Origin of the sequence: Selenomonas ruminantium subsp. lactilytica TAM6421 (assembly GCF_000284095.1) — a bacterium.
In the GTDB taxonomy this organism is placed as follows: domain Bacteria; phylum Bacillota; class Negativicutes; order Selenomonadales; family Selenomonadaceae; genus Selenomonas_A; species Selenomonas_A lactilytica.
Genome location: NC_017068.1, coordinates 99799 through 112723, shown reverse-complemented (window position 1 = coordinate 112723; position 12925 = coordinate 99799). Strand labels below are relative to the sequence as shown.

At 54.3% G+C, this 12925-nt stretch carries 9 protein-coding genes; 2 read left to right on the top strand and 7 right to left on the bottom strand.

Annotated features, from left to right (window positions below; all coding sequences use genetic code 11):
* Positions 1-16 precede the first annotated feature (16 nt).
* The 4 genes from SELR_RS00485 to SELR_RS00470 all read right to left on the bottom strand — a co-directional run bounded on the left by SELR_RS00485 (position 17) and on the right by SELR_RS00470 (position 5701).
* Positions 17-949 (bottom strand): DUF1266 domain-containing protein, encoded by a 933-nt coding sequence (locus SELR_RS00485; protein WP_014423252.1) that lies wholly within the window; start codon positions 947-949, stop codon positions 17-19.
* A 15-nt stretch (positions 950-964) separates the two neighbouring features.
* Positions 965-3463: a tetratricopeptide repeat protein gene (locus SELR_RS00480; RefSeq protein ID WP_014423251.1), complete on the bottom strand. Its 2499-nt coding sequence runs from the start codon at positions 3461-3463 to the stop codon at positions 965-967.
* A gap of 142 nt (positions 3464-3605) precedes the next feature.
* Positions 3606-4418 (bottom strand): Cof-type HAD-IIB family hydrolase, encoded by an 813-nt coding sequence (locus SELR_RS00475; protein ID WP_014423250.1) that lies wholly within the window; start codon positions 4416-4418, stop codon positions 3606-3608.
* Positions 4419-4510: 92 nt separating this feature from the next.
* Positions 4511-5701: a multidrug effflux MFS transporter gene (locus SELR_RS00470; RefSeq protein WP_014423249.1), complete on the bottom strand. Its 1191-nt coding sequence runs from the start codon at positions 5699-5701 to the stop codon at positions 4511-4513.
* A gap of 395 nt (positions 5702-6096) precedes the next feature.
* On the opposite strand from SELR_RS00470, the gene SELR_RS00465 reads away from it, so the two are divergent.
* Both SELR_RS00465 and SELR_RS00460 read left to right on the top strand, forming a co-directional pair.
* Positions 6097-8118: an alpha amylase C-terminal domain-containing protein gene (locus tag SELR_RS00465; RefSeq protein WP_014423248.1), complete on the top strand. Its 2022-nt coding sequence runs from the start codon at positions 6097-6099 to the stop codon at positions 8116-8118.
* A 181-nt stretch (positions 8119-8299) separates the two neighbouring features.
* On the top strand, positions 8300-9652 hold the full coding sequence (locus SELR_RS00460; protein WP_014423247.1) for a PTS sugar transporter subunit IIC: 1353 nt from the start codon (positions 8300-8302) through the stop codon (positions 9650-9652).
* A gap of 300 nt (positions 9653-9952) precedes the next feature.
* Here the strand turns inward: SELR_RS00460 and pdxR are convergent, their stop codons facing one another.
* From pdxR to pdxS, 3 genes are read right to left on the bottom strand one after another with little or no spacing between them, the layout of a single operon-like run.
* A complete protein-coding gene (gene pdxR, locus SELR_RS00455) occupies positions 9953-11383 on the bottom strand; it encodes a MocR-like pyridoxine biosynthesis transcription factor PdxR (RefSeq protein WP_014423246.1) in 1431 nt (476 codons plus the stop codon).
* 26 nt (positions 11384-11409) lie between these two features.
* On the bottom strand, positions 11410-11982 hold the full coding sequence (gene pdxT / locus SELR_RS00450) for a pyridoxal 5'-phosphate synthase glutaminase subunit PdxT (RefSeq protein WP_014423245.1): 573 nt from the start codon (positions 11980-11982) through the stop codon (positions 11410-11412).
* 12 nt (positions 11983-11994) lie between these two features.
* Positions 11995-12882 carry a pyridoxal 5'-phosphate synthase lyase subunit PdxS gene (pdxS, locus tag SELR_RS00445; RefSeq protein WP_014423244.1) on the bottom strand — a complete coding sequence of 296 codons (888 nt, stop codon included), beginning with the start codon at positions 12880-12882 and terminating at the stop codon, positions 11995-11997.
* Positions 12883-12925: the final 43 nt, after the last annotated feature.

Here is a 12925-nt window from a genome sequence, read left to right as displayed (position 1 = left end):
AGCCTTCACAATAACTTTACCAGCTCTTGACCAGTTCCATATCGAAGGGAACCTCCTTGTAAAGGCTGTCCTCCGCTTCCAGCAGCTGTTGGAAAGCGGCCTCCCGCTTTCTGTAGCCCTCGTCGTAACCCAGATAAGACTTATAGGAACGCAAATAGCCTTTCCCCATGCCTTCCCAGCTGCGGGTGACATTCTGCAGGCGCTTGCCGGCGGTATAGGCCACATTCAGCGCTTCCCGCAGGGTGAGCAGGCCGGAAAGATAGCCCCAGCCGGCATTCTGCAATGTGCGCAACAGCTGCCAAAGGAGATTGTCCCCCACCATATCCTGAATCGTCTCAATCAATTCCGGCCGCGTGGTGATTTCCCAGGAATCCCGCAGGACCTGCCGGCCATATTCCCGCCCCATGGGGTCAAAACGAGGCATGCCGCCGAATTCATGGACATCCACCCCATTGGCCATATTATTGATGGCCGACACGGCGCAGATCCATTTGCGGAAATTCTCATCCACCTCTTCCCAGGTCAGATCATCCTGGGGACGGCGGATAAGCTTGTCCTCCTCCGCCTGCCACTGGCGCAGCTGCGCCAGCACCGGCCGTTCCAGATGGGCACGGAAATTGTCTTCATTCTCTCGCAGGGTACGCAGCCCATACTGGCGGGCATCCTGCCAGATCAGCCAGGCAAAGAATTTGTACGCATTCTCATGATAGAGCTGGAAACGATAGTCCTTGTCTCCCTGCATGCTGACCTGCAGGTACTCCAAGCCCTCATCCCTGTAATAGATACTGAATCCCAGAACATCATTGGACTCATAGACCTGATCGTAGCCGGTCATGGTCAGTTTGTCGTCCGGCTGCAGATCGATGGTTCCTTCATATCCCCTGCTCCAGAACCGGCTGAAAAAACCCTGTTTGCCCAAAAACTTTGCCTCAACGGAAAATGCTTCCATCCTTATCGCCCCTTCTTACAGACATTCACTCCACTCACTGGTATCGTACATATGTTCCACTTCTTCCTGGGCCGGCTCGTAACCATCCTCTGCCGCCCGCTTGAGCACCTTGCGATAGGCGATCATCTCGCCATCTTCCTTGTAGAAATGGGCCAGCGCAAAGGCCCCTTCCATATTGCCTTCCCCGGCGGCCTGGCGCACCAGGCTGCGGGCTTTTTCATAATAAGCATCCGTATCCTTGGCCAGATAGGCTTTGGCCAGCATTACCCGGCCCTCATTCTGCCAGTCATTGTCTGCACATTCTTCATAGGCCACCCGTTCCAGGCAGGGGATAGCCGCCTCCAGATCATGCCATTCCCCTTCCGCATCCACGCAGAGATGGGCTCTTGCCAGCATGGCTTCGTAATCCCCCATGGCAATGCTCTGCTCATAGCAGGCCACGCCCTTTTCATAATCTTTTTTCGTGCCGATCCCTTTCAGATAGCAGATGCCCAATTCCAGCCAGGCGGCCGAATCACCCATTTTGGCGGCTTTCTCCAGATAATGCAGAGCCTGGGCACCATCGCCCTGGGCATTTTCCTTATGCAATTTGCCCAGGGAATACCAGGCCGACACCACATCATCGGCATCATCCGTCCGCGCCGCATTCAAAAACCAGATGGAAGCTTCCTTGATATCGTCGCTATGGATGATGCCCAGCAGATTCATGGCATGGCCGCAGCCCAATTCCGCCGCCCGTTCCAGTGCCACAATCCGCCCCGGCTTATCCCCCTGCTGCTTGCATTTCTCAGCCAGCCGCAAATAATAATTCCATTGGCTCTTCTTCTCAGCATCTTCATCAGCCTGCCAATCCTGCCCCTGCAGGCCCTCGTTGGCCGCCCAGGCGCTAAGGCAGTCCAAGGCCTCGGCCTGTTGCGCCACTTCTTTGCAGAAATAGCGGCCACCCAGATACGCCTGCAGATAATAGCCGCCCAGACCGTACCCGACCGCCAGATGTTCGCTGTCAGAGTGCTCCTTGTCCAGCAGCAGGATTCCATAGCAATCCTGCTTCAGCAGGTCCAGCGCCGCCCGCAATTCCTCTTCTCCATAGTGGACAAAGCCGATGCTCCGCCCACAGGGCAAATCAAAGCCCAGACGCCAGGTCCGCTGCTGATCCGCCTGCGCCGTGCGCCGCTCCTGCCAGCTGCGAAGGGTTTCCCCGTTCAAAGGGCCGTCCTCATCCTTCGTCTGACTGTATAGAACGATGGGATTCCGCGCCCAGGACATCTTCGCCAGCATGGACTTGAAGCCCCCGTATTCCGTGGCCGCCTGCCGATAGGTCTCCGCCAGTTCTTCATCCTGGGAAATCCCGCCATAACCATGTGCATATACCTCGGCCATCAGATATTGCAGCAGGGCCCGCTTATAACCGGGCAGCGATGGCGCAGCTTCCTCCCGCTGCATTTCCTCCTGAATCGTCAGTGCCGCCAGCTTCTCGTCAGCAGGCGTGCCCTGCCCATAAAGCTTGCAATAGCACATCAGGGGCAGCAGGACATCATATGCATAAAAACCATGGCATTCCGTTACTCTACCCAACGCCCGCTCGCACCAGGCATAGGCCTTGGCAAAATCCCGGGGGAAGAAATCCCCCCAGAAATAGATATCCGCCACCTGATACATAGAATTCACATGTCCCTGCTCCGCCAGCGGCAGGAAATATTCCTCTAATGCCTGCCGTGGATTTTCGGAAATCCCCTGTCCATGGCGCAGCATATAGCCCAGATTGAAACGGGCATTATCCAACCCTGCTGCAGCCTTTTCATAATAAGAACGGGCCGCTTCATAGTTCTGCTGCTCATAAAGATCCTCGCCCCGGCTCCAAATGGCATGGGGGACGCCCTCCCGGCAGAATTTATCTTCCAGCTTTCGATATTTTGCTATCAGCGCTCCATCCCGCTCGGCCTGGCTGATTATCCCCACGCAATCCTTATAAAGGTCAAGGGCCCAGGCAAAGCCTCCTTCTACGGCTTCTTCCAAATAAGGCAGGGCCTTACGGGCCCGCACCAACGGGGCCTCATGGGTACTTTGCCCCCGCAGCAGCGGCTCGGCTCCATAGCGATAAGCAGCCCCGACCAGGAAGGACATCATGGGTTCCCCCTCCTTGCCCGTATAGGCCTTGGCATCCTCCCAGGCAGCCTCGGAGGATTCCCAATGTGCTAGCAAAGCCTCCTGCTCAGTAGGATAAAACCAGCGCTGAGCCACCGCGCATACTACCCCTGCTGCGCTGCCCCCCGCAATGCTCTTCAGGATATAAGCATGCACCTTTTCCCCGTCTTTTATCTGGGGCAGGCCGCTGTTTTCCCAGACCGCTTCCTGCCCCATATAGGTACGGGCCAGCAGCCCCCAGGCATCTGCATCCCCTGCCTCTGCCGCCTGCTGCAGCATAGCCTGCCCCCGGCGCGCACTTTCCGCATCAGCATGACACCAAATCAACTCCACGGCCTCATGTACCGCTGGCGTAAATTGTTTCCCCATGTTTCTGCCACACCCTTCTTCAATGATTTATATACTTTACCCTACAATAAAATCATTAAATTGGCATTAAAGTGGCGACAATTGCAATATAATAGGGAACATTTTCGGAAAATTTCCCGAAAATGTTCCCTAAAAAACACGATCAAATATCAAAGTGACGGGCCAGCGTTACGGCAATGCCGTCTTCATTGTTCGTAGCCGTGATCTCATCGGCCATGGCCTTGAGTTCATCACAAGCGTTGCCCATAGCCACGCCATAACCGGCAAAATCCAACATGCTCATATCATTCTGAGCATCGCCGAAGGCCATGACTTCGGACTGGGCAATCCCCAGCCGCTCACAGGCCTGTTCCAAGGCGCTGGACTTGCTCACGCCCTTCATGGTAGCCTCATAGAACCAAGGAGCCGACTGCACAAAGGACAGCTTGTCCTCAAAGCCCCGGCGGATATCCGCCAGATGGGACACCAGAATATCATTGGGGGCTGCCGTCAGAATTTTGACCGGAGCAAAATCCACCGCATCAGCGATATTGTCCACAATCTTCACCTGCATATTGTTATTGCGGCATTCATCCATGACCTTATGACGGCTGGCATCGGTAGTATAGATGTACTTGCCGTCATCCACGATCGGAGAAAGTTCTGGCCATGCTTCCAGATGGCGCAGGAAAGATACCGCCGTCTCATTGTCAATCGCACTATCAAAGAGGATCTTGCCCGTGGTGGCATCCTGAATACGGCCGCCATTGTAGGAAATACGCAGGCCATGATAATCTTCCAGATGCAGGGCATCCGCTTCCCGCTGCAGGCCCGGTGCCTGACGGCCCGAGACCAGCGCCACGATCACGCCCTGTTCCTGTACCGACATTAGCGCCTCACGGGTACGCGGCGTAATGATTTTCTCATCATTATTGAGCGTACCATCCAAATCCAAAGCAATCATCTTATATTCCATCGTAACATTCCTTTCATCATGAAAAACAACAGAATCAATATAACATAAAGCCTGCCAGCAAGCAATACGCTGACAGGCTTTTTGAAACAGGATTACACATCCCTATGTTCTGGTTCAATCATCAGTTTAAATACCGCATAACCCAGGCCATAACCAATAATCATGATCACACACATGGGAATGGCCGTATTTTCCCCGGCAATCCCGACCAAAGGCATCATACAGCCGCCTAAGATCATGGAGAAGAAGCCAATCAGAGCACTGGCACTGCCCGCATTCTTCCCCTGCCGCGAGAGCGCCAAAGAAAAGCTGGCTGCACCCACTACCGACAACGGCGTGATGGTCAGGAAGAGCACCAGCAGGATAACCGCCATACCGGCTCCCGCAGCAAAAGCCAGCAGCAACAGCACAGAACCAATCAAGGGCACCATAAGCGATACATGCAGCATCTTCACATCTTCCACGCGCCCGGCCAGCCGCGCAGGCAAAGCACCTGCAAGCATCAGCCCGGCCCCGATGCCACCGAAGATCAGGCTGAACATCTGCGGCGATACATGGAAGATATTTTGAAACACAAAGGACGAACCGGCAAGATACGAAAAGAAGGCCCCGAATACAAAGCACTGCACCAGACAGTGCCCCAGGAAATACCGATTCTGAAGCAGCATGGGGAACTTGGCAAAGGAATCCTTGAGTCCCTTGAGCCGTTTATCTGCCGGCAAAGTTTCCTTATAGATGAGCGTGGCGATAAGCTGGAAAATACCCACGGCCACCAGGACCACAAACACGCCGCGCCAGCTCGTGAACAAGAGGATCTGCCCGCCAATCACCGGCGCGATAATCGGCGCCAGTCCATTGACCATCATGAGCATGGCAAAGAACTTCGTGAGTTCCGGCCCCTGACACACATCCCGGGCAATGGCCTTGGCGATCACGATGCCGCTGGCCCCGGCAAAGCCCGAGACAAAGCGGAAGAACAGGAATACCATAATATCCTGCGCCCAAACGCAGCCCACTGTGGACAGCGTAAAAATCACCATACCTGCCGCCAAGGGCCACTTGCGCCCGTAACGGTCACTGATGGGCCCGGCAAATATCTGCCCCAAAGCCATGCCCAGCATGGTCATGGTCAGCGTCATCTGCGCTAGGGATGCCGAAATCCCCAGATCCACCTGCACCGTAGGCAGCGCCGGCAGATACATATCCGTAGCCAGCGGTGCCATGGCTGTCATCAATCCCAAAAACACGGTCAGCCAGATCTGTTTTCCTTTAGACATTGCCATATATTTATAGAAACCTCCTATACAAAACTCTGATAAGATGCCATTATATCACATTTCTTCCCCTTTGCAACTTATCCACAATCGTCAGAAAAATACCAATATCACGGCTAGCATAAATCTTGCACTTATCCACATTGTGCACAGTTTTTTCTGTGGAAACTGTGGATAAGTCGCTATTTTCCTGAAAAAAGCCTGAAAGACCGCCTGTATATGCGCCCTTTCTCCCCGAACCTCTGTGGATAACTGTGTGGATAGCAAAATTATTCCTTTGCAAGTCTTTGGCAAAATAGAGCGAATTTCTAAAAAATGTGTTATACTAGTTTTGTTTGTTAGGGAAAATTTTTATCAAGTTAGGGGGATAGGCTCTGACAGATAGGTCTGTAAGAGCGATAATAATGGTAAAAAACAAACAATTAGGATTAATTGCACATGACGAATGGCTCGCACCTTATGAGGATGCTATTCGGGGACGTCATGAACACGCAGTCTGGAAAATCAATCAGCTGACTCAGAACGGCAAGCGTTCCTTATCGGACTTTGCCTCCGGTCATCTTTATTACGGCCTGCACAAACAGAAGCGCGGCTGGGTGTTCCGTGAATGGGCACCGAATGCCCTGGCCATCTACCTGATCGGTGATTTCAACAACTGGCAGGAAGACGAAGCCTACAAGCTCAAACACATTCCTGGCACCGGCAACTGGGAATTGGAGATCCCTGCCGGCAAGATCAAGCACGGTGACCTGTACAAGATGAAAGTCCATTGGCGTGGCGGTGAAGGGGAACGCATTCCCGCCTGGGCACAGCGCGTCGTACAGGATGAAAACACCAAGATCTTCTCGGCCCAGGTCTGGAACCCGCGCAAGAAATTCGTCTGGCACGATGAAAAATTCAAGCCCAACACCGCACCACTGCTCATCTATGAATGCCATGTGGGCATGGCACAGGATGCAGAAAAAGTGGGCACCTATAAAGAATTCAAGGAAAAGATCCTGCCCCGTGTAAAGGCAGATGGCTATAACTGCATCCAGATCATGGCCATCCAGGAGCATCCTTACTACGGCAGCTTCGGCTACCACGTCAGCTCCTTCTTTGCCGCCAGCAGCCGCTGCGGCACGCCGGAAGAACTGAAGGATCTCATTGATGCCGCCCATAAGATGGGCCTGGCCGTTATCATGGATATCGTCCACAGCCACGCCGTGAAAAACGAAGTGGAAGGCCTGGGCAACCTCTGCGGCGATCCCAACCAGTTCTTCTATCCCGGTGACCGTCACGAGCATCCCGCCTGGGACAGCCTCTGCTTTGATTACGGCAAGGACGATGTGCTGCACTTCCTGCTGTCCAACTGCAAATACTGGTTGGAAGAATTCCATTTCGATGGCTTCCGCTTCGACGGCATCACATCCATGCTCTACTACAGCCACGGCTTAGGTGAAGCCTTCATGAGCTATGGCGATTACTTCAACGGCCATCAGGATGATAACGCCATCTGCTATCTGACCTTGGCCAACAAGCTGATCCACGAGATCAAGCCCCATGCCATCACCATTGCCGAAGACGTCAGCGGCATGCCTGGCCTGGCCGCAAAATTCGAGGACGGCGGCTACGGCTTCGACTACCGCCTGGCCATGAATGTGCCGGATTACTGGATCAAGACCATCAAGGAACAGAAGGATGAGGATTGGAAACCTTCCAGCATTTTCTGGGAAATGACCAACCGCCGTCCCGACGAAAAGACCATCTCCTATGCGGAAAGCCATGACCAGGCCCTCGTAGGTGATAAGACCATCATCTTCCGCCTGATTGATGCGGATATGTATTGGCACTTCTCCAAGGATAACCGCAACGGCATGGTAGACCGCGGCATCGCCCTGCATAAGATGATCCGCCTGGTTACCGCCTCCACCATCAACGGCGGCTACCTGAACTTCATGGGCAACGAATTCGGCCATCCGGAATGGATCGACTTCCCCCGTGAAGGCAATGGCTGGAGCTATAAATACGCCCGCCGCCAGTGGCATCTGGTAGACGACAAGAATCTCTGCTATCACTACCTCGGCGATTTCGACCGGGAAATGCTCGCTGTCATGAAGAAGGTGAAGAATTTCCAGAAGGAACCCGTCGTGGAAATCTGGCATAACGACGGCGACCAGGTCCTGGCCTACAGCCGCGGCAATCTGGTATTCGTCTTCAACTTCTCACCGACGCAGTCCTTCCCGGATTACGGCTTCCTGGTACCGAAAGGCGACTATGAAGTAGTCCTGAATACCGATGCACCAGAGTTCGGCGGCAACGGTTTGGCTGATGACAGCGTGATCCATAAGACCAACTTCGATCCGCTCTATGAAAAAGACAAAAAGGAATGGTTGAAGATCTACATTCCTGCCCGCAGTGCCGTAGTACTGCGCAAGAAAAAATAAGCATAGCATAAAAAAATGCGAAGCAACGTTACAGCGACTTCGCATTTTTTATTGTTTTCTCTGAAACAACGTGTCAGAAGGTGTCTCATCAATTGCTAAAGCAACGAACCACATGCTACTTTTATACTGTAATAACAAGTAATTATAAATCTATAAACAATCATGGAAAGAGGGAAACGAAATGACAAAACAAGAGCTATTTGATAAATTCGTTGACTTCATGGGACGCTTTGCCGAAATTCGGGCAGTAGCGGCCCTGCGCGACGGCTTTATCATGACCACGCCTTTTACGGTAGTGGGGTCCGTATTCCTGCTGCTGGCCAACCTGCCGATCCCGGGCTATCCGGAATTCATGGCCGGCATCTTCGGTGCTGACTGGACGGCTCCCCTGAACGCCGTAGCTGGCGGCACCTTCAGCGTGCTGGCTTTGATTGTCGTCCTGGCTGTAACCTACAAATACGTGGAATCCGAGGGCTGTGATGCCATCATGGCCTCCATCCTCTCCCTGTCCACCTTCCTGATCCTGCTGCCCCCCACCCTGGTCACCAAAGGCGGCGAAACCGTAGCCGACATCATTCCCAAAGCCTGGGCTGGCAGCAATGGCGTTATCACTGCCATCCTCGTAAGCTTTGTGGCCTCCTGGGTATTCTGCTACTGTGAGAAGAACCATATCGGCATCAAGATGCCGGATGCCGTTCCCGGCGGCGTAGCCAAGGCCTTCGAAGCCCTGACTCCGGGCATGGTGCTCTTCACTGGCGCCTCCATCCTCTACGGCCTCTGCCATTATATCGGCGCCACGACGCTGCCGGAACTCATCTTCAAGATCATCCAGACGCCGCTGCAGGGCCTTTCCGATACGCTGGCCGGTGGCGCCGTCATCGAAGCTTTGGAAAGCGTACTGTTCTGGGCCGGCATCCATGGCCCGAACGTGGTTGGCGGCGTAGTCAGCCCCATCCTCATTGCCAACTCTCTCGATAACCAGCATCTGCTCGACATGGGCATGCAGCTGGCCGGCAACCCCGATGCCAAGATCATCACCTGCCAGGTTGACTTCATGGTCAAGACCGGTGGCTGCGGCCTGACCTTCGGTCTCTTGATTGCCAGCTGGCTCTCCGCCAAGTCCACCCAGCTCAAATCCCTGACCAAGATGGCCACAGTGCCCGGCTTCTTCAATATCAACGAACCCATCATCTTCGGCCTGCCCATCGTGTTCAATCCGTATCTCTTGATTCCCTTCGTGCTGGTGCCGCTGATTGCCCTGGTCATGACCTATGCCTCTATTGTCATCGGCTTTATGGCTCCCTTCAGCGCCGTACAGGTTCCCTGGACCGCACCGCCGATCATCGCCGGTTTCCTCCTCAACGGCTGGCAGGGCGCTGTCGTGCAGCTCGCGACCATCGTGATGTCCACTGTTGTCTACTATCCCTTCGTCCGCATGCAGGACAAGGCCATGCTCAAAGAAGAACAGGCTGCCGATGCGGAAAATCACCAGAATGCTGCCGAAGAAGAAGGCATCCCCCAGACCCAGCTCTAATCTGTAAAGCCCGGCCGCCATTTGGCAGCCGGGCTTTCATCATTATAATTATTGTGATAAAATAATAGCATCTCCTTGCGAAAGGAGGTGAACCTAATGTCCTTCAAGGAGTTCATTTTGTATGTGCTCTGCCCTCTAACAGTGGGAATCCTGCTTGAATTATTCAAGTATTGGCTGAACCGCTAAATGAGTGGACGAGTACAAAAAACCCCCGGCTTTGTGCGATTGCCGGGGGTTTTTCTTACCTAATGTCCTTCATTAGCTTTATTATAGCACCACAGGCCCAAGAAAGCAAGATTTTTAAAGGGCTTCAAATCGTCCACCTACGGATAAACTCTGCCCCAAGATATCCAATGCTAGCTTCATCGCCCTTTCTTCCAAATTTGCATAATTCAATACAAACACATGGTCTGCGCTGGCGGGAACTTCCCCATCATAGTACTCCCCCAAAGCCCGTATACGTACACCTGCCGCCCGCAGCTTTTCCTGCAGAACCTTATCCGGCATATTCACCGCCAGCCGCAGCAATAAGTGCAGGCCGGAGCCATGCTCGATCAGGGTGACGTATTCCCGCAGGGCAGAAGCCTGCAAGAGCTCCATAAACTTCTCCCGGCGGCGGCGGTAAGTCGTACGCATGCGGTTGATATGCTTTTCGAAATAACCTTCGCCAATAAACCGGGCCAACGTATACTGCTCAAAATTGGCCACGGTACAGCTGTAACAGCCCATCTTTTGCCGGAAAGGCTCTGTCAGCGCTGGCGGCAGCACCATATAGCTGATGCGGATGGTGGGTGTCAGACTCTTGGAAAAAGTGTTCATATAGATCACCCGGTCGTGCCTGTCGCTTTCCATCAAGGTGGGAATGGGACGCCCCTGCAGGCGGAACTCGCTATCGTAATCATCCTCGATAATATAGCGGCCTGCCTGTTCTGCCACCCACCCCAATAAGTCATAGCGGCGGCTGACAGGCATCACAATGCCCGTGGGAAAATGATGAGACGGACTGATATGCAGGATTTCGGCCCCTGCCGCCCGCAGCTCCGGCAGGCAGATGCCCTGACCATCCAGCCCGATGCAGGCATAATCCGCCCCATTGGCCCGATAGATCTGGCGGATGCGCTCATAGCCGGGATCTTCCAGACAATATTTCTTATCCCGGCCAAAGAACTGAATCAGGAGCGTATAGAGATACTCCGTGCCCGCCCCCATGACAATCTGCTCCGGGGACACATTGAGGCCCCGGAAACTTTGCAAATGGCCCGCAATGGCCTGCCGCAGCTCCAGAATCCCCGCACCCGGTGATGGAGCCAGCAGTTCCTCGGCATTTCCCGCCAAAGTCTGCCGCATCAGCCTTGACCAGGTGGCAAAGGGAAAATCAGCCGCCTGCATGCGGCTGGCAGTCAAATCTATAACTGGCTTGTGCTGCTGGAAAGCGTCCTCTGCTGACCGCATTTCCCCAACCACTGCCTGCACCAGCGAAGCACTCACAGGCACAGGCAGTACAAAAAAGCCCCGGCGGGGCTTTGACTCACAATAGCCTTCCGCCAGCAGCTGATTATAGGCTCCCTCCACGGTCACCACGCTGATGCCCAGATTGCGGGCCAAGGCCCGTTTGGAGGGCAGTTTCTCCCCCGGTGACAGCTTCCCCGACAGAATATCCTGCCGGATGCAGCGGTAGAGATGTTCATAGAGAGATTTTCCCTGCATATGTTCAAAGGAATAGGTCAGCAAAAAGTTCAGCTCCTTCAGGTAATCTTTTATAACATCTGCACAAACTGCTGATGGATGCGCAGATCTTTCGTCAGCTCAGGATGGAAGGCCATCCCCAGCTGCTTCTTATAAGCTACTGCGGTGATTTTTCCCTGACAGGTACTCAAAACCTTCACCGCCGGATGCAGGACTTTTTCAATATAAGGAGCGCGGATAAAGGGCATGCTGACCTCAGGCAGATCACCAAAGCTGCCACGATAAGCAAAGCTGCCCAACTGGCGGCCATAGGCATTACGCTGCACCCGCACAGGCAAAGTGCCCAGGGTGCCCGCATCATCATTGCTCAGTTCCTGGGCCAGCAGGATCAGTCCGGCACAGGTAGCCAGCACCGGCAGTCCGCCTCGGATACGCTGCTGCAGGGGCTGGAACAGCCCTGTCTCCTGCAGCAGTTTGCGCTGGGCGGTACTCTCGCCGCCGGGCAGGATCACGCCGGCAATATCTTCCGTCAGATCCTCCGGCTTACGGATTTCCCGGAACTTTGCCCCCAGCTTTGCCAGCATCTGCTCATGTTCCTGAAAGGCTCCCTGCAGAGCCAACACACCGATAATCTTCTCTGCCATAACAGTGCCCCCTTATTTGCCCCGTTCCGCCATCAGCAGCTGGATTTCATCGGCATTGATGCCCACCATGGCTTCGCCCAGGTTCTCCGACAATTTGGCAATCAAGGCGGCATCCTGATAATTGGTCACGGCCTGCACAATGGCCTCTGCCCGCTTGGCAGGATTGCCGGATTTGAAGATACCGGACCCCACGAAGACGCCATCTGCCCCCAGCTGCATCATCAGGGCTGCATCGGCAGGTGTTGCCACGCCGCCGGCGGCGAAGTTGACCACGGGCAATCTGCCATGCTTATGGACATACTGCACGAGCTCATAGGGCACCTGATAGGCCTTTGCCGCCTCAAAGAGTTCATCCTCCCGCAAGGCTGTCAGCTGCGCCATCTCTTTGTTGATGGCCCGCATATGGCGCACGGCCTGAACCACATCGCCGGTACCCGGCTCACCCTTGGTGCGGATCATGGCTGCCCCTTCATTGATGCGCCGCAGGGCCTCCCCCAGATCCCGGGCACCGCAGACAAAGGGCACCGCAAAATCCCGCTTGTTGATATGGTAGACATCATCTGCCGGAGACAGGACTTCGCTTTCATCGATATAGTCAATCTCAATAGCTTGCAGGAGCTGAGCTTCCACAAAATGACCGATACGGCATTTGGCCATAACCGGGATGGATACCGCCTGCTGGATGCCCCGGATCATGGCCGGATCGCTCATGCGGGCCACGCCGCCAGCCGCCCGGATATCTGCCGGAATCCGCTCCAGCGCCATCACCGCACAGGCTCCGGCTGCCTCAGCCACCTTCGCCTGCTCCGGGGTAGTCACATCCATGATCACCCCGCCCTTCAGCATCTGGGCCAGTTCCTTGTTCAATTCATAACGGTTATTCACCTGGGTATCAGTCATAACATTATCCTCCTCAAGCTGCAACATGACATTTCCTTGCGAC

Bases quoted from the DNA above. Each gene is read 5' to 3' on its own strand.
- SELR_RS00475 (WP_014423250.1), bottom strand. From the start codon at position 4,418: ATGGAATATAAGATGATTGCTTTGGATTTGGATGGTACGCTCAATAAT.
- pdxT (WP_014423245.1), bottom strand. From the start codon at position 11,982: ATGGCAGAGAAGATTATCGGTGTGTTGGCTCTGCAGGGAGCCTTTCAG.
- pdxS (WP_014423244.1), bottom strand. From the start codon at position 12,882: ATGACTGATACCCAGGTGAATAACCGTTATGAATTGAACAAGGAACTG.
- SELR_RS00485 (WP_014423252.1), bottom strand. From the start codon at position 949: ATGGAAGCATTTTCCGTTGAGGCAAAGTTTTTGGGCAAACAGGGTTTT.
- SELR_RS00470 (WP_014423249.1), bottom strand. From the start codon at position 5,701: ATGGCAATGTCTAAAGGAAAACAGATCTGGCTGACCGTGTTTTTGGGA.
- SELR_RS00480 (WP_014423251.1), bottom strand. From the start codon at position 3,463: ATGGGGAAACAATTTACGCCAGCGGTACATGAGGCCGTGGAGTTGATT.
- SELR_RS00460 (WP_014423247.1), top strand. From the start codon at position 8,300: ATGACAAAACAAGAGCTATTTGATAAATTCGTTGACTTCATGGGACGC.
- SELR_RS00465 (WP_014423248.1), top strand. From the start codon at position 6,097: ATGGTAAAAAACAAACAATTAGGATTAATTGCACATGACGAATGGCTC.